Source organism: Flavobacterium nackdongense, assembly GCF_004355225.1.
Lineage (GTDB): Bacteria > Bacteroidota > Bacteroidia > Flavobacteriales > Flavobacteriaceae > Flavobacterium > Flavobacterium nackdongense.
In genome coordinates this window covers 3566839-3592357 of the sequence record NZ_CP037933.1, presented here as the reverse complement: position 1 = coordinate 3592357, position 25519 = coordinate 3566839, and the positions used below count along the sequence as shown (strand labels likewise).

22 protein-coding genes are annotated in these 25519 nt (G+C 36.3%); 14 read left to right on the top strand and 8 right to left on the bottom strand.

Annotated elements, in window-relative coordinates:
• Positions 1-17: 17 nt before the first annotated feature.
• Positions 18-1883 (bottom strand): alpha-amylase family glycosyl hydrolase, encoded by a 1866-nt coding sequence (locus E1750_RS15425; protein ID WP_133277631.1) that lies wholly within the window; start codon positions 1881-1883, stop codon positions 18-20.
• Positions 1884-2675: 792 nt separating this feature from the next.
• Here E1750_RS15425 and E1750_RS15420 point away from each other — a divergent pair.
• The 11 genes from E1750_RS15420 to E1750_RS15370 all read left to right on the top strand — a co-directional run bounded on the left by E1750_RS15420 (position 2676) and on the right by E1750_RS15370 (position 12753).
• Positions 2676-4304 carry an OstA-like protein gene (locus E1750_RS15420; RefSeq protein WP_133277630.1) on the top strand — a complete coding sequence of 543 codons (1629 nt, stop codon included), beginning with the start codon at positions 2676-2678 and terminating at the stop codon, positions 4302-4304.
• Between the two features lie 180 nt (positions 4305-4484).
• Positions 4485-5048, top strand: a complete 564-nt coding sequence (locus E1750_RS15415) for a hypothetical protein (RefSeq protein ID WP_133277629.1) — start codon at positions 4485-4487, stop codon at positions 5046-5048.
• Positions 5049-5141: 93 nt separating this feature from the next.
• Complete coding sequence (locus E1750_RS15410) at positions 5142-6269, top strand: aspartate aminotransferase family protein (RefSeq protein WP_133278165.1); 1128 nt, start codon at positions 5142-5144, stop codon at positions 6267-6269.
• A gap of 219 nt (positions 6270-6488) precedes the next feature.
• Positions 6489-7883 carry a tetratricopeptide repeat protein gene (locus E1750_RS15405; protein ID WP_133277628.1) on the top strand — a complete coding sequence of 465 codons (1395 nt, stop codon included), beginning with the start codon at positions 6489-6491 and terminating at the stop codon, positions 7881-7883.
• 282 nt (positions 7884-8165) lie between these two features.
• Positions 8166-8918, top strand: coding sequence for a shikimate dehydrogenase family protein (locus tag E1750_RS15400; protein WP_133277627.1), 753 nt, complete (start codon positions 8166-8168; stop codon positions 8916-8918).
• Between the two features lie 22 nt (positions 8919-8940).
• Positions 8941-9564 carry a murein L,D-transpeptidase catalytic domain-containing protein gene (locus E1750_RS15395; RefSeq protein WP_133277626.1) on the top strand — a complete coding sequence of 208 codons (624 nt, stop codon included), beginning with the start codon at positions 8941-8943 and terminating at the stop codon, positions 9562-9564.
• 241 nt (positions 9565-9805) lie between these two features.
• The gene (locus tag E1750_RS15390) at positions 9806-10342 is read left to right on the top strand and encodes a CIA30 family protein (RefSeq protein WP_227873906.1); all 537 of its coding nucleotides are present in this window, start codon (positions 9806-9808) and stop codon (positions 10340-10342) included.
• Between the two features lie 243 nt (positions 10343-10585).
• Positions 10586-11167 (top strand): Crp/Fnr family transcriptional regulator, encoded by a 582-nt coding sequence (locus E1750_RS15385; protein ID WP_133277625.1) that lies wholly within the window; start codon positions 10586-10588, stop codon positions 11165-11167.
• A gap of 80 nt (positions 11168-11247) precedes the next feature.
• The gene (locus E1750_RS15380) at positions 11248-11868 is read left to right on the top strand and encodes a hypothetical protein (protein ID WP_133277624.1); all 621 of its coding nucleotides are present in this window, start codon (positions 11248-11250) and stop codon (positions 11866-11868) included.
• 231 nt (positions 11869-12099) lie between these two features.
• Positions 12100-12393 carry a type II toxin-antitoxin system HigB family toxin gene (locus E1750_RS15375; RefSeq protein WP_133277623.1) on the top strand — a complete coding sequence of 98 codons (294 nt, stop codon included), beginning with the start codon at positions 12100-12102 and terminating at the stop codon, positions 12391-12393.
• Positions 12394-12396: 3 nt separating this feature from the next.
• Positions 12397-12753, top strand: a complete 357-nt coding sequence (locus E1750_RS15370; protein ID WP_133277622.1) for a helix-turn-helix domain-containing protein — start codon at positions 12397-12399, stop codon at positions 12751-12753.
• Between the two features lie 42 nt (positions 12754-12795).
• On the opposite strand, the gene E1750_RS15365 is transcribed toward E1750_RS15370, so the two are convergent.
• The 5 genes from E1750_RS15365 to E1750_RS15345 all read right to left on the bottom strand — a co-directional run bounded on the left by E1750_RS15365 (position 12796) and on the right by E1750_RS15345 (position 18205).
• Complete coding sequence (locus E1750_RS15365) at positions 12796-13143, bottom strand: DUF1508 domain-containing protein (protein WP_133277621.1); 348 nt, start codon at positions 13141-13143, stop codon at positions 12796-12798.
• An 87-nt stretch (positions 13144-13230) separates the two neighbouring features.
• Positions 13231-13833 carry a GNAT family N-acetyltransferase gene (locus tag E1750_RS15360; RefSeq protein ID WP_133277620.1) on the bottom strand — a complete coding sequence of 201 codons (603 nt, stop codon included), beginning with the start codon at positions 13831-13833 and terminating at the stop codon, positions 13231-13233.
• An 85-nt stretch (positions 13834-13918) separates the two neighbouring features.
• On the bottom strand, positions 13919-14275 hold the full coding sequence (locus tag E1750_RS15355; RefSeq protein ID WP_133277619.1) for a hypothetical protein: 357 nt from the start codon (positions 14273-14275) through the stop codon (positions 13919-13921).
• 87 nt (positions 14276-14362) lie between these two features.
• A complete protein-coding gene (locus tag E1750_RS15350; RefSeq protein WP_133277618.1) occupies positions 14363-15541 on the bottom strand; it encodes an AIR synthase related protein in 1179 nt (392 codons plus the stop codon).
• A 474-nt stretch (positions 15542-16015) separates the two neighbouring features.
• Positions 16016-18205 (bottom strand): glutamine synthetase III family protein, encoded by a 2190-nt coding sequence (locus tag E1750_RS15345; RefSeq protein ID WP_133277617.1) that lies wholly within the window; start codon positions 18203-18205, stop codon positions 16016-16018.
• Positions 18206-18405: 200 nt separating this feature from the next.
• Between E1750_RS15345 and E1750_RS15340 the strand changes: the two genes are divergently transcribed.
• Both E1750_RS15340 and E1750_RS15335 read left to right on the top strand, forming a co-directional pair.
• On the top strand, positions 18406-19419 hold the full coding sequence (locus tag E1750_RS15340) for a glutamine synthetase beta-grasp domain-containing protein (protein ID WP_133277616.1): 1014 nt from the start codon (positions 18406-18408) through the stop codon (positions 19417-19419).
• 128 nt (positions 19420-19547) lie between these two features.
• A complete protein-coding gene (locus E1750_RS15335; RefSeq protein ID WP_133277615.1) occupies positions 19548-20513 on the top strand; it encodes a TerC family protein in 966 nt (321 codons plus the stop codon).
• 53 nt (positions 20514-20566) lie between these two features.
• Here the strand turns inward: E1750_RS15335 and E1750_RS15330 are convergent, their stop codons facing one another.
• Positions 20567-21079 (bottom strand): hypothetical protein, encoded by a 513-nt coding sequence (locus E1750_RS15330; RefSeq protein WP_133277614.1) that lies wholly within the window; start codon positions 21077-21079, stop codon positions 20567-20569.
• A gap of 104 nt (positions 21080-21183) precedes the next feature.
• On the opposite strand from E1750_RS15330, the gene E1750_RS15325 reads away from it, so the two are divergent.
• Entirely contained in the window at positions 21184-21753 is a 570-nt protein-coding gene (locus tag E1750_RS15325; RefSeq protein ID WP_133277613.1) for a DUF1543 domain-containing protein, read from the top strand.
• 191 nt (positions 21754-21944) lie between these two features.
• Here the strand turns inward: E1750_RS15325 and E1750_RS15320 are convergent, their stop codons facing one another.
• Positions 21945-25415, bottom strand: a complete 3471-nt coding sequence (locus tag E1750_RS15320) for a methylmalonyl-CoA mutase family protein (RefSeq protein WP_133277612.1) — start codon at positions 25413-25415, stop codon at positions 21945-21947.
• Positions 25416-25519: the final 104 nt, after the last annotated feature.

Here is a 25519-nt window from a genome sequence, read left to right as displayed (position 1 = left end):
TGACAGGATTGAAAAATCTACAACTGAAAAATAAACGATTCAGAAGGGCCAATGCTGATTTGTGCTTTTCCTTCTCCGTTTTCAACCTTCAATTGCGTCGTTTTCTTTTGATACAATTGATCGGTGATGGCATAAGTTCCATCTTTCAAATTCCATTTTTGGATAATATCAGCTGGGATTCGCAATTCGAAATTACTGGAAGCCTCAGCATAAAAATTAGTTACCACAATCAGTTTTTGAGTGTCAGACCAACGAACATAAGAATAAATGGCAATGTCGTAACCGGGTGTAATGTTTCGGTTAGCCGTTTGAATTTCTTGAAATTTGCCCATCAAAGCCGAACTGCTGATAGAAAAATTCAACAATCGTTTGTAAAAATCACGCAAATCTTTTTCGCTTTGAGAAAGTTGACCTCCATCAAAAACACCACCATTCATCCATCGTTGATGATTGGGAACTCCGATATAATCGAAAATTGAAGTTCGAGAATGTGTTCCGAAACCAGCGTTTTCATTTCCAGCTTCTCCTACTTCCTGACCAAAATAAATCATTGTTGGCGCCGTACTAATTGTCGCAGAAACCACCATTAGTGGTTTTCCTTTTTCTGGCGTTCCTGCAAATTCTGGACTTGCCAAGCGTTGTTCATCGTGATTGTCTAAAAACTTCAACATATTATGTTCAATATCAGCCATTCGATGCTGAATATCAGAAAGTCCATCTGGCCAAGTTTTTCCTTGAATCACGGCTTTCAAATGATCGTAAGTTTCGACTTTGTCATACAAATAATCCATTTTTCCGAGGCGAATATAATTTCGATACTCATTCGGATTATAGACTTCTGCCATCAAGAAAGCATCAGGATTCTTTACTTTTATTGCCGAATTCATATAGCTCCAGAACTCATAAGGCACCATTTCGGCCATATCATAACGGAAACCATCTACTCCTTTGGCTGTCCAATACAAAGCGATATCGCGAAATTTTTTCCAAGAACTCGGCACCTCTTTATCAGCCCAAAAATCGAAATGTTCCTGACAGGATTTGGTATCAAAACCTGAAGGAAGTTCTGGAAAATCTTTGGAGCCATCGGGACGAATTCCATAATTGACTTTTACCGTTTCGTACCAATCGTTTTTGTCTGGTTTTGCCAATCTCGAACCGTTACCGGTCCATTTTGCTGGGAATTCTTCAAATTTTCCGTCAATTAGTGGATTGCTTTCACCGTTTAAAGGTTTACCCGCATCAGGTATTTCAAAACGGGTATTGGGGATATAATAAAAGTTATTGTCGCTTTTGTATTCTACCGAAACATCATCATCGGCACCAAAATCTTTTACGCCTTTTGGATTGCTTTTTCCTTCGTATTTTCGAGCAATATGATTGGGAACAATATCAATTATGACTTTCATTCCCGCTTTGTGAGTTCGTGCAATCAGGTCTTCAAATTCTTGCAAACGATTCGCAGGATTTACTGCCAAATCGGGGTTTACATTATAATAATCTTTCACAGCATAGGGCGAACCGGCACGACCTTTAACCACTTCAGGGTCGTCGTTGGAAATGCCAATCGAAGTGTAATCGCGAACCAAAGCGTGATGCGGAACTCCTGTGTACCAAACTGCCGTTACACCCAAATCCTTAAGCTCTTTCAAGGCTTTGTCCGTAAAATCATTGAACTTTCCTACTCCATTTTCTTCGATGGTTCCCCAAGGTTTATTAGTGGTATTTTTATTGCCAAACAACCTAGTAAATACCTGATAAACAACTTCTTTATTAGGTGCTGTTTGTTTTTTTTCTGTTTCCATTTTTCCTGCTGATGTTTTACAAGCTGTTGCCAAAAGTACTGTGCTAATACTTGCAACAATAGTTATTTTTTTTATCATAGTAAATTATTTTTTCAGATTTTAATACCTAATTATGAAATTCAACTCAAATGAATTAAGAACATCTAAAAATACATTTTTTTTGACTTCAATTTGAGAATTCTTCAAAATTTATCGAGAACTATGCCCTAAAATTCGAACTACAACGAAACAGTATTGCTTTTTGTTGATAATTTTTTTCTAAATCGAAATTGCCATTAAGACACAAAATTACTTTTATCTGTTATAAAATTTTAAAACCACATAGAATGAAATAAATATAAAGAAAAAGTCTGCATAGGCATTTCATTTAATCAAAGAATGGAGAATAATCGATTTTTTAATCAGCCAAACTATGAGCCACTATGCAAAATGAAACGTCTCAACAACTAATTGAATGCCAAAACTTTTCTATGTAGTTTGAAAAAGTAATGCCCTATACAATAATGTAGATAATTGCCTTTAAGACTCAAAATTACTTGTAACTCTTATAAAATTTTAAAACCACATAGAATGAAATACATTTAAAGAAAAAGTCTGCATAGGCATTTCATTTAAACATAGATTGGAGAATAATCTTTTTTAATCTAACAAACTATGAGCCACTGTGCATAGTGAAACGCCTCAAAAATTAATTTAATATACGGATTTTTCTATGTGGTTTAAAAAAGCAATACCCAATTCAACATTATAAATTTATGGCTTTGTGGGAAGAATTAAATTGTGGCAATACTGACAAATACACTTATAAATAAATCATAATATCGTTTAGGGTTGTTTGCTTTTTCTTAAATTTGGCGAAAAATACATCCATTGAATAAATTTTTCTTTTTCATTAGTTGCTGTTGGGTAGTTTTGAGTTTCCAAAACCTTTTGGCGCAAGCTCCAAAAAAAATTATCATTGAAAATTCTGATTTCTTTGATGTCAACCAAGTCGAAGCTCCAGATGCGGCTTTGCTCACTGGCAATGTTCGTATCAACCACGACGGCATCATTATGACCTGCAACAAAGCCTATTATTTTCAAAACGAAAACTACATCAAAGCCTTTGGAAATGTGCAATTGGTTCAAGGTGATACTTTGTATTTGAATAGCAAATACGCCGAATACAATGGTAATATGAAAAAAGCTTTTGCCACTGGTGATGCCAAAATGCGTTCGCCACAATCGACTTTAGTTACCGATACCATCAATTTTGACCGCAACACCCAAGAAGTTTTTTACAACACCAACGGAACCATTACCAACAGAGACAATATTCTAAAAAGTAAATCGGGAAAATACTATGTTGCTGAGAAAAAGTTCCAATTTCTGACGGCTGTTACCATTACAAATCCTAAGTATGTAATGAAATCAAACCACTTGGATTATTATACTAATTCAGGACATTCGTACCTTTTTGGACCCTCGACGATAACTAGCAAAGCCAATTATATTTATACCGAAAAAGGCTTTTATGATACCAAAAAAAATCTAGCCCATTTTCTTCGAAAGTCCTACATCAAATACGACGACCGATTGATTGAAGGCGATAGTTTGTATTATGACCGCAATGTAGAATTTGCATCTGCCACCCGAAATGTAAAAATTACCGACTCTATCAACAAAGGGATTGTGAAAGGACACTACGCCGAACTGTATAAAAACAAAGACTCGATGTTTGTCACCAAAAGAGCCGTAGCGATTAATCTGGTCGAAAACGATTCGGTTTATATCCACGGAAAAAAACTGATGGTTACTGGTCCTGAAGGCAACCGAATTATTCGCGCTTTCAAAAACGTACGTTTTTATAAAACCGATATGAGTGGCAAATGTGATTCCATTCATTCTAATTCGAAAACGGCTTTGACAAAACTAATTGGAAACCCTATCCTTTGGAACGGTGAAAGCCAAATCACCGGTGACATTATGCATCTCATTGGCGATAAGAAAACCCAAAAACTCGATTCGCTCAAAGTCTTGAATAATACTTTTATAATCTCGAAAGACACAATTGGTACGGGCTATAACCAAGTCAAGGGTCAAAATCTGTTTGGTAAATTCTTGGAAGGAAAACTCCACGAAGTAGATGTCATAAAAAATACCGAGGTCATTTATTATATGCGAAATGATGCCCAAGAACTCATTGGTATCAACAAAAATGTGAGCAGTAAAATCAATATCATTTTTGATAAAAACGAAATAGAAGACATCACTTTTTTCAAGCAAGTTGAAGGCACGATTTATCCCGAAAAAGACCTGCCTGAACCCGACAGAAAACTGAGAGGAATGATCTGGCGTGGCGAAGAACGAATAAAATCGAAAGACGATATTTTTCCGCCAGAAGAAAATATAGAAAACGACAAACTGGTCAAACAAGGCAAAGACGAAGAAGCCAAGGAAAATGTCCCAATGAAAGTCCGGAAGGAAACTTTGAATTACGATAAGAAGAAGAGAAAGTAGATTGCAGGTGGCAGGTTGCAGATAGCAGTTTTACAGAAATAATATGCCCTTTATTTGTCATTCCGACGAAGGAGGACTCGAGCAACAGCGAACAGGCGAAGCAATCCCAACAAACGAGAGCAATTGATGAGATGCCACCTTCGTCGGAATGACAAGTTTCAAGAAAAAAAATTTAAAAAAGTGAACAACAATTATATCAAATATGGAATACTTTCTTTTTTAGGTTTATTAACCATAAAAATGTACATCCATTTTGGAGATTATTGTTCTGGAATGTTTGAAGGATTAATATGGCTGTTTCTTTGTTTTATTTTTATCCTATCTTCAATAGTCATAGTAGTATATGATTTAATTAAAAGAAAATTTGATTATAAAATTTACATTATAATTTTAATAGTTTTTCTTCTGAATTTATTTTTTATAACTCAACCATTAGATGAATCTGAAAACAATAAAGATGCAGTATTGATTGGCTACGTTGATCATTTTTATGATAAACAAATAACACTTAATGAGAATGAAAGTTTCGTCATAACAATTAAACAAGTGGAATGGACTTGTTATAAAAAAGGAAATTATGAAATTAAAGATAATATTCTCACTTTAAAAAAAGACAATCTAATACAAGAGACTGACAGTCTTTTTACTTACAAATACAAAATAGACTTGAAAAACAAAGTTTTAATTCCTCTGGAAAAAGGTTTTAATAAAATTACAATCCAATCAACAAACAAAACTCCGTAATCTTTGCGTTCTTGCGTCTTTGCGGTAAAAAAAAACAACAACGTGAACGATTTCCTAAAATACCAAGCCCAAACGTCTCCTTATCCTTTAGGAATGAAGGTTTCGCATGCCAAAGGGTCTTATATTTTCGACACCAACAACAAAAAATACTTGGATTTTGTCGCTGGGGTTTCGGCTTGCACTCTTGGACACCAACCGCCAAGAGTCAATCAGGCGATAAAAGACCAATTGGATAAATATTCACACGTGATGGTCTATGGCGAATATTCGCAAAGTCCCGCAGTCGAATATTGCAAATTGATGGCTTCGTTCCTACCTGAACCATTAAAAAAAACCTATTTGGTCAATTCCGGTACAGAAGCTATTGAAGGTGCTTTAAAACTCGCCCGAAGAACCACAGGAAGAAGCCAATTGATTTCTTGCCATAACGCCTATCACGGCAATACAATGGGTTCGATGAGCGTGATGGGATTCGAAGAACGCAAACAAATTTTTCGACCGTTGATTCCCGATGTCGATTTTATCACTTTCAACAACGAAGCCGATTTAGAAAAAATAACCACCAAAACTGCCGGAATTCTACTCGAAACCATTCAAGGTGGTGCTGGATTTATTCAACCTCAGAACGATTTCCTTAAAAAAGTTCGCGAACGTTGCACCGAAGTAGGTGCGATGATGATTCTCGACGAAATCCAGCCGGGTTTTGGCCGAACTGGAAAACTTTTTGGATTCCAAAATTACGATGTCATCCCCGATATTGTGGTGATGGGAAAAGGAATGGGTGCCGGAATGCCAGTGGGTGCTTTTACCGCTTCGTCTGAAATGATGGACTTGTTGAGTCACGATCCAAAACTAGGTCATATCACGACTTTTGGTGGCCATCCTGTCATTGCGGCAGCCTGCTTAGCCACTTTGCAGGAAATTACCGAAACTAATTTAATGGCGGAAACTTTAGAGAAAGAAAAGCTCTTCAAATCACTTTTGGTACATCCTTTGATTAAAGAAATTCGAGGAAAAGGATTGATGTTGGCAGCAATGACAGAAAGCGCCGAGATTACTAATGAAGTGATTCTAAAATGCCAAGACAAGGGATTGATTCTGTTTTGGCTTTTATTCGAAGCCAATGCCATAAGAATTACACCACCATTAACCATTTCGGAAGATGAAATTCGGGAAGGTTGCGCCATAATGCTGGAGGTGATGGATGGAATATTGATTTAAGATTACTGATTAGCGATTTTTGATTTCAGATTGAAAAATTAACATTGCCATAAAAATTGACATTTTGTTTTTTTTTAAGGAAATCAAAAATCAGAAATCGTTACTCTACATTCTGCAATCAAACCTGTTAATTAAATTGTTCACAACAATTCAAAATTTTCCTCACAATAACATCTAGGTTGCCTACTTTTATTTGGGCAAACTCAAAAAAAATAACCTATGCAATTAAGCGAAGAAGAAGAGGACTATAACTTATCCTTATCTAAATTTGAGTCAATGTTGAAAACCAACAAAGTGCTCTTTTTTGACTCTGAGGAATTCGAAGAAATCATCCTTCATTATCTCGATATCGGGAAGGCCAACTTGGCCAAAAAAGCCTTAAAATTAGCATTAGAGCAACATCCTCGCTCTACAGGACTCAAGTTAGTACAAGTAGAGATGCTAGTTTATGACGACAAGCTCGAACAGGCTGAAAAGCTATTGAACGAATTGTACGCCATCGAACCCACCAACGAGGAAATTTACATTCAAAAAGCCAATATTTATTCTAAAAGAGACAATCACGAAAAAGCGGTTGAATTGCTCAATATTGCGCTAACCTATACCGATGATTATGCCGACGTCTATAATTTGATTGGGATGGAATACCTCTTTATGGACAATCTAGAAATGGCCAAAGATAGCTTCATCAAATGCTTAGAAGTCGATCTCGAAGAACAATCCGCACTTTATAACGTGGTGTATTGCTTCGAATTTTTAGATCAAAATCGGGAGGCTATTGCTTATTTGGCAAAATACATCGATCAGAATCCCTACAGCGAAATCGCTTGGCATCAAATGGGTCGTTTGCATTATGGCTTAAAAGAATACGAGAGTGCCATTCGCGCTTTTGATTATGCGACACTCATCGACGACGAATTTATGGGTGCGTTTATGGAACGCGCCAAAGCACTAGAACGATTAAAAAAATACGAAGAAGCCATCGAAAGTTACAACAGGACTATCGAATTAGACGATGCCACTTCTTATGCTTTGCTTCGAATTGGAAAATGCTATGAAAAGCTAGGTAATAAAGTGCAAGCTCTAAAATATTTCAACAAAACAGTGCACGAAGATCCACTTTTGGACAAAGGTTGGATTGCTATTACTGATTTTTACGTGCGCCAAAAGAACTTCCAAAAAGCCTTGTTTTTTGTCAATAAAGCGCTGGCTATCGATAATCAAAACAGGTTGTATTGGAAAAGATATGCCACGATTAGCAAACAAATGAACCATTTTGAGGAAGCTGAATTTGGCTATCGGAAAGCGGTGGAGTTTGGGGATCATTCTCTAGACACTTGGTTATTTTGGGTTGATATTTTGCAGTTTTTAGGCGAATTTGATAGTGCTGCTCAAACTTTATTGCAAGCGACAGAATATTTCCCAGAAGAAAACGAAATCGAATATCGTTTGGCAGGCTTGTATTTTATGGCACAGAATAACATCAAAGCCAAGTTTCATTTGAGCAACGCCTTGCGGTTAAATTTTGACAATTATATCATTTTAGAAGACTTATTCCCAGTAGTTTGGTCTCGAAAAATGGTACAAAACTACATTGCCAAACACAAAAAGTAATTTTTAATAGTCTGACTTTATTAATGTTAAAAGTTTAAACCACATAGAAAAGTTATTATTCTTTAAAAGAAAAGGCACTTAGCTTATCATAGAATTCATAGCTATGAGCAAATGAAATACCTATGAAAAACTTTGTGAATTATACATTCAATATAACTATGTGGCTAAAAACTATTTACAGAATCTCTTGCTACAACAATAAAAAAACTGACACAGATTTCACAAATTCTCACAAATTAGTTAGTGGAAATTGGTGAAATTCGTGTTTTAAAAACAAAAACAATGCTAGATACAATTCGCAAACGTTTTGGTTTACTGGGGCGCAACATCAGTTATTCTTTTTCGAAAGGTTATTTTACCGATAAATTCAGTAAGGACAGTATCTTTGAAGGCTGTACTTATGAGAATTTTGATATTCCCGAAATCACTGCTTTCCCCGAAATTATAAAAAACACGCCCGACCTCAAAGGAATGAACGTGACGATTCCGTACAAAGAAGTCGTGATACCGTATTTGGATAAATTGTCTAAAATTGCCACCGAAATTGGCGCCGTAAACACCATCAAATTTACCAAAAAAGGCAAACTGAAAGGGTACAACACCGACTATTACGGTTTTATGAAATCATTGGAACCCTTATTGCAACCTCATCATAAAAAAGCCTTGATTCTGGGAACTGGTGGTGCCTCTAAAGGGGTAGCGTATGCCTTGGAAAAATTGGGAATTTTATACACTTTTGTTTCTCGAGAAGCCAAAGAAGCTGTTATCGATTATGACCGTATCAATCTGACTACTTTTGAACATTACCAAATCATCATCAACTCGACTCCTGTGGGAACTAGTCCAAATACAGATGCATTTCCACTAATTCCCTACGAATATTTCACCGACAAACATATCGCTTACGATTTGATTTACAATCCTGCAGAAACCCAATTCCTAAAAAAAGCCAAAGCACAAGGAGCACAAATCAAAAACGGACAGGATATGCTGGTTTTTCAGGCGGAGAAAGCTTGGAGGATTTGGAATAAGTAATTTCTATCATTTATAATACCCAATGAAGCTAATCTCAATATTGGTGATTTTTTCGACATCTTTTTTAGGATGCAACAACCCACCTGTTAAAAATACAGATGCTAAAAATCCAACTATTAATGTTGCGAATACTAGATTAAAAGCAAAGGAAGCATTGTCTTTTTGTAAAACTAAAAAGTTCAATGAGGACTTTTGTATTTTGATTGATATGAGTTTGCATTCAGGTGTCAAAAGGTTTGTCGTTTGGGATTTCAAAAAAAACAAAATAACAAACAGTTTTTTGGTAGGACACGGATGTGGGGATAATCCGTGGAACTATGATTTTTCAAAAGAAACTCCAAAATTCAGTAATGTTGATGGGAGCCATTGTTCATCGCTTGGTAAATACAAGATTGGAGCAAGAGCTCATAGCGACTGGGGAGTAAACATTAAATATTTTTTACACGGACTGGAATCGACAAATAGTAATGCATTCAAACGCTTTATTGTATTCCATTCGTGGGAAGTTGTTTCAGATGAAGAAATCTATCCGAAGGGAACTCCCGAAGGTTGGGGATGCCCAACAATTTCTAATAACAGCTTTAAAATAATCGATCCTTTATTAAAAGTAAGTACCAAACCTGTTTTGATGTGGATTTACAAATAGATTCATTATAAAAGGCAAAACATCAGAATAAGCCTGGAGAATTTAGAATAAATAGTTGTAATTTTTAGATAAAATTCTATTACTACACTCATTTTCAATAACAAAATGGACTGACTATAGACTTAACAAACGTTAATGTTTTAAGCTCAAAAGTTAATATAAAAGCGGACTATTTACATTTGATATAAATTTGTAATTCAACCAACTACAAATTGCTGTAGATTTTGTAAAAGAGGAATTTATGAATTTAGGTGTAAATTTATTGCTCGCATTTTTATTTTTCGCTATGGACCCAATTGTTTTAGTAGATTTCAACAAGACAAGTAACTCGGACGACTGGAATATAGTCAATGACGTAGTAATGGGCGGGCGTTCCAATAGTCAATTTGGCATGGACTCCGACGGCCACGGTCGTTTTACCGGAGCCGTTTCATTAGAGAACAATGGCGGTTTTTGCTCTGTGCAGCATAATCTAGTAGCTAAAAGTCTTGGAAATAAAAAGATTTTCAGCATTCGAATAAAAGGCGATGGAAAGCAATACCAATTCCGAGTAAAATCAAATCGAAATGATTATTATTCCTACGTTTACCAATTTCAGACCAGTAAACAATGGGAAGTTATTGAAATTCCAATTTCAGAAATGTACGCTTCTTTCCGCGGCAACAAATTGAATATCCCCAATTATGATGGAGCTAAAATAGAACAACTAGCTTTTTTAATTGCTAATTATAAGCAAGAAAGTTTCGAGTTGCTGATTGACAAAATTGAAGTAAAATAATTGAAATCGAGACTGTTTATTTGTAACAAGCAATGCAGATCAGGCTCGCCAATAACTTCTTCTGTTAATTTACAATGATACCAGTGCTTAATAGAAACTCTAGTGGTAATAAAAATTAATTACCTTTGATGATCACTAAATATTCCACTTAATGTTGAAATTTTTTGAGGCTTTATTCTAGAATATAAGTTACCACATTTTCGCGATTAAGATGTACCAAAACCGCAACTCGAAGTAAAAGCCATGTATAGATTTAACATCCTAAAAAAAAGTATTAGCTCAATAGTCACATTGACTGATGAGGAATTCCTAGTTTTATGTGAATCTTTTACTTTGCGCAAGCTGGCTAAAAATGAGCTTTTTCTTGAAGAAGGCACTATTTGCGACTACATTGGATTTGTGAACTCTGGAATTCTAATTTATTTCCAACGCAAAGCAAACTGCGATGAAATTACCATAGACTTTTCTTTTGAAGAAGATTGGGTCACCGTCAACCAAAGCCGACTGACTAATTCAAAATCATTAATTAGTATCAAGGCCATCGAAACCTGCGAATTATTAGTTATTTCGCAAAAAAGATTGTCTGAATTATATATCCGTATTCCAAAATTAGAAAGATTGGGAAGGATTTTAATGGAACAATCATTTTTAAAGATTGCGCAGCAAAGTATAGATTTGCAATTACTTTCAGCAACAGATCGCTATAAAAAGCTGCTTTACCATTATCCGAATATCCTTCAAAGAGTGCCACTGTATCATATAGCAAACTATCTCGGAATTGCCCCGAAGTCTTTAAGCCGAATTCGGAAACAATTATTCGATTAAAAAAAAATGGTAACAAATGTGGAGCAATTGCCCTCATTTTTGTGCTGACATTTGCATCATAATTTAAAAACCATTATGATATGAAAAAGCAATTCACTCTTTTTGCTATTCTTTTCTCTGTAGCAACAACAATCTCAGCACAATCTGTTTCAAATGAAGCAAAACCGCAAAAACCAATTCAAAATTCTGAAATAGACAGTCTTATAATTAAACAAACTGTGGGCGTCGCTATCGATTTATTGCCCCCAATTCTGAGCGCAACAGCTGGTGATTTTGGTTATTCAGCGCAATTGTGGTATGGGTATAAAAAGTTTAGGGTTAGAGGTGTTATTGCAGGGTTTTCCACCCCAGACAATATTACTGGAAATGATGACTTTACAGATTTAAAAACAACCGCTACCGCTCTGATTTTCGACTATTTCCTTAAAAACAATTTCAAGGGATGGTGGTTTGGCACCGGTATGGAACAATGGAATAACAACATAACTTCTAAGTTGAATGATCAAGATTATCATTTTAAAAACTACGTAGCAACGGCAGGAAGTGGCTATATATTCAAAGTGTATAAAAATTTTTATATTGAACCTTGGGCTGCAATACATTATGTGATGGATAACAATAAAATAGCTGTAGAAAACACTGAATATAAAACCAAAAAAATTCAAGGAGAACTGTCTTGTAAAATTGGCTGGCATTTCTAAAAATAGAAATAAACAAACTAGCCCACTTTTGTTTTGTATTCTTAACATAATAAATAAAGTTGAAATAACAATCTAACCACTTCAAATACAAACATCTAACCGGAAACACAAATTCATTCATCGTAAAATCCAAAACATGCTATCGTAATCAGTTTATGTAAATCGCAATCAAAAAAACAAACACTTCTAGTTCCCAAATTGGTAAATAATTTATATCTTTGTAAAAAAGAGTTGAGAGTAATTGCGAAAAAGATATTGCGGGATTTTTGGGTAAAGCATGAAGATTGCGAACAACAATTGAAATCTTGGTTTCGAGAAGTTCAAAAATCAGAATGGAAAAATCCGAACCAAATTAAAGAAGAATATCCAAGTGCCAGTATTCTGAATAACAATCGAGTTGTTTTCAATATCAAGGGTAACAATTACCGATTGATTGCAAAAATAAGTTTTGAATACCAAATGGTTTGGATTCGATTTATTGGAACTCACGGAGAATATGATAAAATTAACGCCAACACCATTTAAATTATGAACATCAATCTTATCAAAACAGAAAACGATTACCATCAAGCATTAGAAAGACTTGAAGTAATTTTTGATTCAAAAAGAGGAACGGAAGAAGGCGACGAATTAGAACTTTTAGGAATGTTGATTGACCAATATGAAAACGAACATTTTCCGATTGATTTGCCAGATCCAATTGAAGCTATAAAATTCAGAATGGATCAAATGGGATATAGCCAAAATGATTTAGCAAAAATTGTAGGTTTTAAAAGCCGTGCGAGTGAAATACTAAGTCGAAAAAGAAAATTATCATTAGAAATGATACGACAATTACACAATGAATTAAATATTCCGACCGACGTATTAATACAAAGCTATTAAAAGTGTCTCTTCTAAAATAAGTTTACATATTTATACGCAATCCTAATCCTCAAACACAAATTCATTCATCGTAAAATCCAACACGTCAGACTTTACAGCAGTACGAATAATTTCGTCGATGCCTTTTTCGAGCAATAAGGGTGTGGTGTATTTTCGGCTGGTGGCGATTACCGTTTCTTCGAGCATCATTTTGAAAAAATATTTTCCGTTGGCAGCCCTAGCTTTTACGTAAGTGTACAGTTCGATATTGGCCTTTATGGCTTCGATACAATCTTCGCATTCCATCTTTAGCTCCATTGAAGGGCTGGTAAAAATAGTTTTCCCTTTTCGAGAAGTGAAGACAAATTTATAACGATCATCAAATCGCTTGCTGATAACGAAGGTTCCCATAATGAAATGCAGATTGTTAATGGAGTTAAAAAGGATAAAGAAGGGGCTCAACTTTCGGAAATTGTAGCATAAATTGGATTTATACCGTCACAATTTCGCTTTTAAATGGTCTTTCACTTCACCAAACCATTCGTTGCGAAGAATACTCAAAATAATACTGTCCCGTCGTGCTTCGCTTTCAAAAGTGGGCATATGATTTCTTAAAATACCTTCCACTTTACAACCGATGCTTTTCATTGCAGCAATGCTGAGCTGGTTATTATTGTCGGCACGAAATTCTACCCGTTCCATTCCAAGAGTTTCGAAAGCAAATTGCAAAAGAAGAAATTTACAATGCTTGTTTAGTCCTGTTCCGCGAAAATCTTTTCCGTACCAAGTGTAACCCAATTGCAAGGTTTTGAACGGCAATTGAATATCATAAAAACGAGTACTTCCAGCATATTTTTCTAATTTCTTGTCGAAAACGATAAAAGGAAATTCGGTTTTATTTTCTCTGGATTTTACAGCGTGCTGAATGTATTTCGTCAAATTTTCTTGTCCGTGTGCCGGAATTAGTGAATATTTCCAAGTTTCTGGCTCGTTGATGGCAATTTCCAATAAATGTTCAACATCCGATTCCTGTAATAGACGAAGTAAAACAAAGTCGTCTTCGATGATTAGATTTTGTGAGAAGTTAAAGTTTATTGGCATAGGATTTATATTGAATAGTACACGAATGACGCAGGTTAAAAGGATTTACACAGATTTGTTTAATGAAGATGTAATGAAATATGATCTATTCATTAAATTCATCGTAACGCACCGGAACCTGTGGATCGTAGAGCGGACATTTGAATTCTTCCAAAGTGTCGGCAAGCAAATTCATTGTTTTGCCTTCGGTTCCGTAGCAATGGATTTGGATGCTTTGTGGCGTGGTTTTGATTTGAAAAGCTCCTTTACCTTTGCTGTTTTTCCAGCTGTTTTCATCTACTTTTTCCCAACTCGAAAACACCGCTTGGATACGATTCAGGATGACTTGTACCGGAAGTATTTCGAGTCCTTCGACTTCTTGCTGTTCGACCAAGGCTTCGTACACCAAATGATGGTTGAGATAAATTCCGTCTTGATATTGCCAAAAAAGGAGTTCGTACATTTTAAAGTTAGAAGTTAGAAGTTGGAAGTTAGAAGTTATAAAAATTGTGTCATCAAGGATTAAACAACCTTAAACTTTAAACATTTTTTAATATTCGAAAGTACGGTATTCGCTGCTAATGGTTAGTTTTTTAGCGTCGGAAGATTCTACTCGACCCACGATTTGTGCGTTGACATTAAACGATTTTGAAATCGCGATAATATCCTGAGCAACGGCTTCGGGAACGTAAATTTCCATACGATGACCGCAATTGAACACTTGATACATTTCTTTCCAATCGGTTTTGGATTGCTCTTGAATGAGTTTAAACAATGGTGGAACAGGAAATAGATTGTCTTTTATGATATGTAGATTTTGAATAAAATGCAAAATCTTGGTTTGGGCTCCTCCGCTACAATGCACCATACCGTGAATTTCATTGGAAGTATATTGATCTAAAATTTTCTTGATGATGGGTGCATAAGTTCGGGTTGGCGAAAGTACTAATTGTCCCGCGTCGATGGGTGAATTTTCGACCGCATCGGTTAGTTTTACCTGACCGGAATAGATTAATTCTTCAGGAACGGCAGCATCGTAACTCTCCGGATATTTGGTGGCCAAATATTTCCCGAAAACATCGTGACGTGCCGATGTCAGTCCGTTACTTCCCATTCCGCCATTATAGCTTTTTTCGTAAGTGGCTTGACCGAAAGATTCCAATCCGACGATAACATCGCCCGCTTTAATATTAGCATTATCAATTACTTTAGAGCGCTTCATTCGAGCCGTAACCGTTGAATCTACGATGATGGTGCGAACAATATCGCCTACATCGGCAGTTTCGCCACCGGTGGAATGAATGGTTACGCCAAAAGAATCCAATTCTTTGATTAATTCCTCTGTTCCGTTGATGATAGCCGAAATAACTTCGGCAGGAATTAGGTTTTTATTTCTTCCGATGGTGGATGAAAGCAAGATATTATCCGTTACTCCCACGCACAATAAGTCGTCGATATTCATAATCAAAGCGTCTTGTGCAATGCCTTTCCAAACCGAAATGTCTCCAGTTTCTTTCCAATACATATATGCCAATGACGATTTGGTTCCTGCTCCATCTGCGTGCATAATGAGACAATATTCTTCGTCATTAGTTAAATAATCAGGGACAATTTTACAAAATGCTTGTGGAAATAATCCTTTGTCGATGTTTTTGATGGCGTTATGTACATCTTCTTTAGATGCTGAAACGCCTCTTTGTGCGTACCGTTTACTAGAATCTGAACTCATTTTGTAGTATTGAAATTTTGTTGATTGTCCGCCTTGGCAGGATAGCGCAAATATAAATCTTTTTTTTGGGTTTTGCCTATTGCGTTTCAGGGCATTCGCTTTTGAAAAAAAATTGACACAGATTTGCTTCGCCTGTCCGCTATCGCTCGGGTCACAAATTGACACAGATTTCAATCTGTTTTGATTACACGAATTCTTAAAAACAACTAAAATTCGTAGAGTTTAATTTAAAATAGTAATACAATTTGTGCTGATTCGTGCAATTCGTGTGTGAAAATTTTAAACGCGAATACCTTGATGGCGTTTTTAAGCATTTGCTTTTAAAAGGCAGACACGCATTTCACCAATTTACCCGAAAAATAATTTTTTAAAATTTCACAAAATTTGGCACACAGATTTAGCAGATTCTACATATTACAAAAAAAAATGCCTCTCCTGTTTTTGGCAAGGCATTTTAATAAAAGAAATGTCGTCTTATTTTGTCAACAACAATTCTCTGTATTTAGTAAGTGTCCAAATTTCATCATCAATCAATAACTCCAATTTATCGCTATGATTTCTGATTTCTTCGAAAAAAGGTTTCACTTTATTGCAATAGGCTTCGGCCATCGCTTGAGCATCGGTAAGATGATTAGCTATTTTTCGTTCGTTGGTCATCTCTTCCACTTTAGAATTAATACCTTCGATATGACCTGAAATTTCTCGAATTATTGAAATTTGTTCTTTGGCCAAAGTTTTGAACTCATCGCCAAAAATATCTTTTAATCCTTTCACATTTTCAATCAAAGTGTTTTGGTAGCGAATAGCCGTTGGAATCACGTGATTGATAGAAAGATCTCCAAGAACTCTGCCTTCGATTTGGATTTTCTTGGTGTATTCTTCCAATTCGATTTCGTAGCGCGCTTCCATTTCTACGTGATTTAGGATTCCCATTTCGGAAAATAAGTTCAAAGCTTGTTTAGAAACTCTGGCTTTCAAAGCTTCGGGAGTCGTTTTGAAATTGCTCAAACCTCTTTTGGCAGCTTCTTTTTCCCACGCTTCGCTGTACCCATCGCCTTCGAAAAGAATATTTTTAGAAACCTTGATGTACTCTCGGAGCACATTAAAAATAGCTTCGTCTTTTTTCAGACCCTTACCATCTATTAAAGCATCTACTTCGACTTTAAAATCTTTCAATTGTTTGGCAACAATAGTGTTCAAAGTAGTCATAGCATTCGAACAATTGGCAGACGAACCAACTGCTCTGAACTCAAATTTATTTCCAGTAAAAGCAAAAGGCGAAGTTCTATTACGGTCAGTATTATCTAAAATTACTTCTGGAATTTTGCCTACGACATTCAATTTTAAATCGGTTTTTTCTTCAGGCGATAATTTACCATCGGTTACCCCTTCTAATTCTGCCAAAACTTTGGTCAATTGTTCGCCAATAAAAACCGAAATAATAGCAGGTGGCGCTTCGTTGGCGCCCAATCTATGATCATTACTTGCTGTTGCTATTGCAGCTCTCAAAAGGGTTTCATAATCATTGACCGCTTTGATAGTATTGATAAAGAAGGCCAAAAACTGCAAATTACTCATCGGTGTTTTGCTAGGGCTTAACAAATTGACACCAGTGTCTGTAGCTAATGACCAGTTGTTGTGTTTCCCTGAACCATTAACTCCTTTGAATGGTTTTTCGTGCAATAACACCTTAAAATCGTGACGTTCGGCCACTTTTTGCATTACATCCATCAACAAACAGTTGTGATCTACCGCCAAATTGGTTTCTTCGAAAATAGGTGCCAATTCAAATTGATTGGGAGCCACCTCGTTATGGCGTGTTTTTACCGGAATTCCAAGCAACATACATTCTTGTTCTAAATCTCGCATATAGGTCAAAGCGCGACTCGGAATGGAACCAAAATAATGATCATCTAATTGTTGCCCTTTGGCCGAAGTATGACCTAACAACGTTCGACCCGTCATCATCAAATCAGGACGTGTATTTGCCAAGGCACTATCTACCAAGAAATATTCTTGTTCCCAGCCAAGGGTTGCCGTAACTTTTTTTACATTTTTATCGAAATATTTACAAATATCTGTTGCAGCTTCATCGATGGCAGAAAGTGCTCTTAATAAAGGAATTTTATTGTCTAATGCTTCGCCAGTATACGATATGAAAACCGTTGGAATACACAGAGTAGTTCCGTAAATAAAAGCAGGTGATGTCGGGTCCCAAGCAGTATATCCTCTCGCCTCGAAAGTATTTCGGATACCGCCGTTAGGAAAACTAGAGGCATCGGGCTCTTGCTGAACCAGTTGTCCGCCGCCAAATTTTTCTACGGGATCACTGCCATCATACGAGGTTTCGAAAAAAGCGTCGTGTTTCTCCGCTGTACTTCCCGTCAAAGGCTGAAACCAATGCGTATAATGCGTCACACCTTTAGACAAAGCCCATTCTTTCATACCCATAGCGATATAATCGGCTAGTTTTCTGTCAATTTTCGTACCGTTTAAAACAGCACTTTGCACCGCCTTTAAAGCATCAGAAGTCAAATATTGCTTCATTGCTTTTTCATTAAAAACATTGGACCCAAAAAGAAGAGATTTTCGATTCATCTCTGCAAATTGAACCGGTTTTCTGCTGGAGGCTTCATTTAAAGCTTGAAATCGTAAAGTGGCCATAATTTGAATAATTTTGAACAAAGGTAATTATTAATTTTAGCATATAAAAAATTTAAATTTTATAAATTTACCCCTATAATTATGGGGTATTCATAAAAATAACATTCTATATACTATTTTACACCCCATTAATTTACACAAACAATACTTTTATTTTATATTTGCATAATATTTAAAAAACACAATTAATTTATAATATCATGGCAAAAATCAAATTAGAATACCTTTGGTTGGATGGTTATGAACCAACTCAAAACCTTAGAAGTAAAACTAAAGTAGAAGAACACGAAAATTTTAAAGGAACATTAGAAGAAATTGGAAATTGGTCATTTGACGGGTCTTCAACAAGACAAGCAGAAGGTGGATCTTCTGACTGTATGTTAGTTCCTGTAGCTATTTATCCAGATCCAACTCGTATTAATGGATATTTAGTAATGACTGAGGTTATGAATGCTGATGGAACTCCACACCCATCAAATGGTAGAGCGACTATTGATGATGATGGTGATTTCTGGTTTGGTTTCGAGCAAGAGTATTTCATTATGGATACTAAAACTTTGTTGCCACTTGGTTTCCCTGTAGGAGGTTACCCAGCGCCACAAGGTATGTACTACTGTTCAGTAGGTGGAAAAAACACTCACGGAAGAAAATTAGTAGAAGAACACGCTGATTTGTGTATCGCTGCTGGTCTTAATTTCGAAGGAATCAATCAAGAAGTAGCTTGTGGACAATGGGAATTTCAATTGTTTGCCAAAGGAGCAAAATTAGCTGGAGATGAAATTTGGGTTGCTCGTTATATGTTGGATCGTTTGACTGAAAAATATGGTTACTATATCGAATACCACCCAAAACCACTTGGTGACACCGATTGGAATGGTTCAGGTATGCACGCCAACTTCTCCAACGAGGTTTTAAGAACTTGTGGTGACAAAGCGGTATATGACAAAATTTGTGAAGCTTTCCGTCCAGTAACTGAAGAACACATTGCAGTTTATGGAGCTTACAACGAACAACGTTTGACTGGTAAACACGAAACAGCATCAATCCACGATTTCTCTTATGGAGTTTCTGATAGAGGATGTTCTATTCGTATTCCTTTATACACTGTTAAAAATGGTTGGAAAGGATATTTAGAAGACAGAAGACCGGCATCGAATGGTGATCCATACAAAATTGCCGCAAGAATCATCAAAACTGTAAAATCAGCTTTGTAATTCTAATTTAATAAGAACATCAAAAGTGCTTTCAGAAATGAAGGCACTTTTTTTATGCATTAAAAATTAAAAATCCTATTTTTATATCATCTTCAAAAGTTATATTTGTACTCTAAACATAACCGTATATGATAGTTTGGATTTTATTTATAAGCGCAATCTTAGTATTTCTGGCGCTGGATTTGGGCGTTTTCAATAAAACACCTCACATCATTAATACCAAAGAAGCAAGCAAATGGACTGCTATTTGGGTAACTATCTCCTTTTTATTTTCTGGTGTGGTTTATTGGCTTTACGCCAACAATTATGTCGCCAATCCCGATGCACTGAAACCAACAGTAGCTTCGATGAAATTCATCACAGGTTATTTGATTGAGTTATCGCTAAGTGTAGACAACATTTTTGTGATAGCCATTATTTTCTCATCGTTCAGAATTCCGCAAAAATACCAACATCGCGTATTGTTTTGGGGAATATTAGGTGCGATTGTTTTCAGAGGATTGATGATATTCTTTGGAGTGATGCTCATCAATAAATTCACTTGGACCACCTATCTTTTCGGACTATTTTTGATTTACACCGCGATCAAAATGTTGTTCGCCAAGGACGATGATAAATTTGAACCTAAAAAATCACTGATTTATAAAACATTACGCAAAGTGATTCCGGTATCTGCTCATATCGATGGTGAACATTTTTTTGTAAAAAAAAGACATCTTACTGCCGCAACGCCCTTATTTGTCGCGTTAATTATTATCGAAGTGATGGACGTCTTGTTTGCCGTAGATAGTGTTCCAGCGATTTTGGCAATCACTTCCGATCCGTTTTTAGTGTTCAGTTCCAATATTTTCGCCATTTTAGGCTTGCGTTCTATGTATTTCTTTTTGGCTAATATGCTCGAAAGATTTAGCTATTTGGAATACAGTTTGATTGCTATTTTATCCTTTGTTGGATTAAAAATGCTATTTCATGACTTCATCGAAGTCCCCGAATGGGCTTCATTAGGTTTCATCGCGCTATCACTTGCTATAGGTATAGTTGTGTCCTTGAGATTGAGTGAGGAAACAACTTCAGTTTCTAAAAAAAATACTTAAAACACGAAAAGGAAATCTTGCGATTTCCTTTTCGTGTTTTAAAACCAATTCATCTAGAAATTAATCTTCTGAATATCGTTTTCTTTAAAATTCAAAGCCGACATTACTTCAGCATAATTACTAACATTCAAGGTCGAAGAAAAACTTCCAGGCAGGATAACAATTCTAAAAGTTTGATTGTTCAAATACTGTGGAGTTAATGATAAATTATAGGTTCCTCCGGCAAAAATGGTAAAATCTTCTTTACTGAAATCGAAATCATAATCCAATTCTCCTTGAGGAACATACAATGTCCTAGGAATCAGTTGCCAAATAGGCGTACTCGAATTGATTGTTCCAGACAATCTATAAATTAAAATCACATCGGAATCATAAATAGCTGGAGTTAGCTTTTGGTATATATTATACCCATCTGTCGCATTGTATGAGAAATTGATATTTTTAAGTTCAAATACTTCGGCTATTAAACCATCTTGACCTGGAGGACCTGGAGGACCTTCTGGCCCTGTACATCCTTGAAAAGCAAACATTCCGATAACGGCTAAAAGTGTAATTAATTTTTTCATGATTTCTTGTTTTTAATGGGTTCGTTGTGATTATTCCAAAAATCAAACCAAAATACATTTTTTTATTTAAATTTAATGAAAATATATTGAATTATATTTGTAGTATGAGCAAGGAACTTAAATTATACATGGTCATTTTGGGCTGCAAACCCGAAGGGCGATATACAGAACAGCACGATGTTTTTTTTGGAATTGGCAAAAACTTAAAAGATTTGGTACCACAAATTAAAGCGTTTTGGCCGGAAGCCAAGGGGAAAATCCACATTGATGCTTGGCGCGAAGTGAAGATCGTGGATAATTATTCGATTGAAATTGTTTCTAAAAAACTTGTGATAGAACCCGTATTAGAAAATTTATTTTTTATTAATCTTGGCGGATACAAAGAAAATGAATTTGAAGAATACCACTATAAAATTTTAACTGTGGCAAAAAATTTAAGCGTTGCCTCCAAAAATGCTAAAGCAACCACTTTCTATAAACATTGCGGTTTCAAAGGGGCCACATCACACATTGACGATAAATATGGAATCGATGTGGATGATATTTATAATGTGTCTGATATTTTATCAAAACAATACAAAGAATTGTACTCTTTGAAACTATCGCCGATTGAATCAACAGAAGCGGATGTATTGCACATTGGATACTTAAAACTAGATAAAATCCATTTTTAAATCTTGTAAAATCAGATTTTTTTTAAAATAAGTAATTCGCCAATTTTCTATTATGCAAAAAGTAGTTCCTATCAATTTTGAACCAAAAATAGACCCCGATTTTCATCGGGATGAATTGTTCCCTAAGCTCCCGCTAAAAAGCGGGATAAACGATTCACACCGTTTTTGCTACGCAAAAAGGGGTTCTCTGCTTACATATTTCTTCGATACTGACCACCAACTTCAAATAGTGCAGTAGTGATTTGCCCTAACGAACAAACCTTGGTGGCTTCCATTAAATGTTCAAATATATTTTCGTTTTGAATGGCAGCTTCTTTCAGTTTTTTCAAATTCAAATCGACAGCTTCTCGATGGGTTTTATGCAAATTATCCAACATGGTAATTTGATATTTTTTCTCCATTTCGGTGGCACGAATCACTTCGGCCGGAATAATCGTCGGAGAACCCTTAGAACTCAAGAACGTATTCACTCCAATTATGGGGAACTCGCCGGTGTGTTTCAGCGTTTCATAATACAAACTCTCTTCTTGGATTTTGCTTCTTTGGTACATGGTCTCCATCGCACCCAAAACGCCACCCCGTTCGGTAATTCGGTCAAATTCCAGCAAAACGGCCTCTTCTACCAAGTCGGTCAACTCTTCTATAATAAAGGAACCTTGAATTGGATTTTCGTTTTTGGTCAGTCCTAATTCCTTATTAATAATCAACTGAATCGCCATCGCACGACGCACACTTTCCTCTGTTGGAGTAGTAATAGCCTCGTCATAGGCATTGGTGTGCAAGGAATTGCAGTTATCATAAATAGCATACAAAGCCTGCAAAGTAGTTCGAATATCATTAAAATCGATTTCCTGAGCATGCAGCGAGCGACCCGAAGTCTGAATGTGGTATTTCAACATTTGGGCTCTTTCGTTGGCTCCATATTTGTATTTCAAAGCTTTCGCCCAAATTTTACGGGCTACACGACCAATTACCGCATATTCTGGATCAATTCCGTTGGAGAAAAAGAACGATAAATTGGGCCCAAAATCATTGATGTTCATTCCACGACTCAAATAATATTCTACATATGTAAAACCATTAGAAAGTGTGAATGCCAATTGCGAAATTGGGTTGGCGCCTGCTTCGGCAATATGATAACCCGAAATGGAAACCGAATAAAAGTTTTGCACCTTTTTCGAAATGAAATATTCCTGCACGTCGCCCATCAATCGCAAAGCAAATTCTGTCGAAAATATGCAAGTGTTTTGTGCTTGATCTTCTTTGAGAATATCCGCCTGAACTGTTCCTCGAACATTCGAAAGGGTTTTGGCTTTGATCTCATTATAAATAGCCAAAGGCAAAACTTGGTCTCCCGTCACGCCCAAAAGCAACAACCCTAGAGCCTCCCCAACCCCTCCGAAGGAGGGGCTTTTAGGAATTTCTCCTTGGTATTTTGGTCGTCTTAAGCCTTTAGATTCATATATCTCAGTTAATTTTGAATCAACTAAATGCTCTAACTTATTTTCGATAATGTATTTTTCGCATTGTTGATCGATAGCTGCATTCATAAAAAAGCCCAAAAGCATCGGTGCCGGTCCATTGATAGTCATACTCACCGAAGTCATGGCATCGACTAAATCGAAACCAGAATACAACTTTTTTGCATCGTCCAAACAACATATAGAAACTCCGGCATTGCCAATTTTCCCGTAAATATCAGGGCGAATGTGAGGGTCATTTCCGTATAAAGTGACGCTATCAAAAGCCGTGGAAAGGCGTTTGGCAGGTAAACCGGCACTCACATAATGAAAGCGTTTATTAGTTCTTTCGGGACCTCCTTCTCCAGCAAACATACGTGACGGATCTTCTCCTTCTCTTTTAAAAGGATACAAACCAGCTGTATAAGGAAATTCTCCCGGTACGTTTTCCTGTAAATTCCAACGTAAAATATCACCCCAAGCTTGGTACTTTGGCAAAGCAATTTTCGGAATTTGGGTATGCGAAAGCGATTGGGTGTGCGTTTCAATTTTAATTTCTTTGTTTCGAACCTTAAAAGTATAAAATGGTTCTTTGTACGATTTGATTTTCTCGTTCCAAGTCAGGATGATTTCCCAATTATAGGAATCCAAATCCATTTTCAACTTGTCGAATTGATTGAGTAATAAATTGATAAAAATTTTATTTTCGGTAGCACCGGCTTTCTCCAATTCCAAAACTGTTGGTAAAACTGAATCTTCATTAATTCCCGCTTTGTTCAATTCAGGGGTTTTTCCCGAAACAGATTCGATCGTTTTGAAAATACCATATAATTTCTGAGCTACTTCCACTTGTGTCAATGCCGTAGCATCATATTTTCGATTATTCTCAGCAATTTCAGATAAATAACGGGTTCGGTGTGGCGGAATCACGAATATTTTCTCGCTCATTTCATTCGAAATCACAAAAGAAGATTTCAAATCGGAATCTGTTTTCTCTTGAATTATGTTCATTACCGCCTTGTACAAGGTATTCATCCCAGGATCATTGAATTGCGAAGCGATGGTTCCGAAAACAGGTAAGGTATCTAAATCTGCATCCCACATATTATGGTTGCGTTGGTATTGTTTTTTCACATCGCGTAAAGCATCGAGTGAACCTCGTTTGTCGAATTTATTGATAGCAACCAGATCAGCAAAATCGAGCATATCGATTTTTTCCAATTGGGTTGCGGCACCAAATTCTGGCGTCATCACATAAAGAGAAACATCGGAATGCTCTGTGATTTCGGTATCGGATTGTCCAATACCGGAAGTTTCAAGAATGATAAGATCGTATTTTGCTGCTTTGATGACCTGAATCGCATCGGCAACGTATTTGGACAAAGCCAAATTCGATTGTCGAGTGGCCAAAGAACGCATATAAACTCTGGGATTATTGATGGCATTCATCCGAATTCTATCGCCAAGTAATGCACCTCCTGTTTTCCTTTTGGAGGGATCTACTGAAATGATTCCAATGGTTTTTTCAGGGAAGTCCATCAGAAAACGACGCACTAATTCATCGACCAAAGAAGATTTTCCTGCGCCACCGGTTCCGGTAATTCCTAGAACAGCCCCCCCCGCCCCCGAAGGGGGAGCAGCGAATAACTGGTGAAATTGTTCTTGATTATTTTCGGCCAAAGAAATTAATCTTGCAATTGTATTAACTTCTCTATTTCGTAATCGAATTTCAATATCAGGAACTCCCCCTTCGGGGCTTTGGGGGCAAAAATCGGATTGCTTTACCAAATCATCGATCATTCCCTGCAAACCCATTGCTCGACCATCGTCTGGCGAATAAATTCTGGTAATTCCGTAGGCATGTAAGGCTTCGATTTCAGATTGCAGAATGACTCCACCTCCGCCACCAAAAATTTTGATATGAGAGGCTCCTTTTTCGCACAGTAAATCACGCATGTATTTGAAATATTCATTGTGACCGCCTTGATAGGAAGTCAAAGCAATAGCATTGGCATCTTCCTGAATAGCAGTATTTACCACTTCCTGTACACTGCGGTCGTGACCTAAATGTATGACCTCGACTCCTGTTGACTGTATAATTCTTCGCATAATATTGATCGCCGCATCGTGGCCATCGAACAACGAGGCAGCAGTTACAATTCGAACTTTATTTTCAGGAATATACCGTTTTAAACTTTCCATTATTATGAATATGATAATTTATCGTTGCAATTTACGGAATTTTTTAAGCAATATGCATTGAAAATTAGAATAACTATAAAATGCAAAAACTTACTATTAATTCT

Bases quoted from the DNA above. Each gene is read 5' to 3' on its own strand.
- E1750_RS15425 (WP_133277631.1), bottom strand. From the start codon at position 1,883: ATGATAAAAAAAATAACTATTGTTGCAAGTATTAGCACAGTACTTTTG.
- E1750_RS15410 (WP_133278165.1), top strand. From the start codon at position 5,142: ATGAAGGTTTCGCATGCCAAAGGGTCTTATATTTTCGACACCAACAAC.
- E1750_RS15405 (WP_133277628.1), top strand. From the start codon at position 6,489: ATGCAATTAAGCGAAGAAGAAGAGGACTATAACTTATCCTTATCTAAA.
- E1750_RS15400 (WP_133277627.1), top strand. From the start codon at position 8,166: ATGCTAGATACAATTCGCAAACGTTTTGGTTTACTGGGGCGCAACATC.
- E1750_RS15395 (WP_133277626.1), top strand. From the start codon at position 8,941: ATGAAGCTAATCTCAATATTGGTGATTTTTTCGACATCTTTTTTAGGA.
- E1750_RS15390 (WP_227873906.1), top strand. From the start codon at position 9,806: ATGAATTTAGGTGTAAATTTATTGCTCGCATTTTTATTTTTCGCTATG.
- E1750_RS15385 (WP_133277625.1), top strand. From the start codon at position 10,586: ATGTATAGATTTAACATCCTAAAAAAAAGTATTAGCTCAATAGTCACA.
- E1750_RS15380 (WP_133277624.1), top strand. From the start codon at position 11,248: ATGAAAAAGCAATTCACTCTTTTTGCTATTCTTTTCTCTGTAGCAACA.
- E1750_RS15370 (WP_133277622.1), top strand. From the start codon at position 12,397: ATGAACATCAATCTTATCAAAACAGAAAACGATTACCATCAAGCATTA.
- E1750_RS15365 (WP_133277621.1), bottom strand. From the start codon at position 13,143: ATGGGAACCTTCGTTATCAGCAAGCGATTTGATGATCGTTATAAATTT.
- E1750_RS15360 (WP_133277620.1), bottom strand. From the start codon at position 13,833: ATGCCAATAAACTTTAACTTCTCACAAAATCTAATCATCGAAGACGAC.
- E1750_RS15355 (WP_133277619.1), bottom strand. From the start codon at position 14,275: ATGTACGAACTCCTTTTTTGGCAATATCAAGACGGAATTTATCTCAAC.
- E1750_RS15350 (WP_133277618.1), bottom strand. From the start codon at position 15,541: ATGAGTTCAGATTCTAGTAAACGGTACGCACAAAGAGGCGTTTCAGCA.
- E1750_RS15345 (WP_133277617.1), bottom strand. From the start codon at position 18,205: ATGGCCACTTTACGATTTCAAGCTTTAAATGAAGCCTCCAGCAGAAAA.
- E1750_RS15340 (WP_133277616.1), top strand. From the start codon at position 18,406: ATGGCAAAAATCAAATTAGAATACCTTTGGTTGGATGGTTATGAACCA.
- E1750_RS15335 (WP_133277615.1), top strand. From the start codon at position 19,548: ATGATAGTTTGGATTTTATTTATAAGCGCAATCTTAGTATTTCTGGCG.
- E1750_RS15330 (WP_133277614.1), bottom strand. From the start codon at position 21,079: ATGAAAAAATTAATTACACTTTTAGCCGTTATCGGAATGTTTGCTTTT.
- E1750_RS15325 (WP_133277613.1), top strand. From the start codon at position 21,184: ATGAGCAAGGAACTTAAATTATACATGGTCATTTTGGGCTGCAAACCC.
- E1750_RS15320 (WP_133277612.1), bottom strand. From the start codon at position 25,415: ATGGAAAGTTTAAAACGGTATATTCCTGAAAATAAAGTTCGAATTGTA.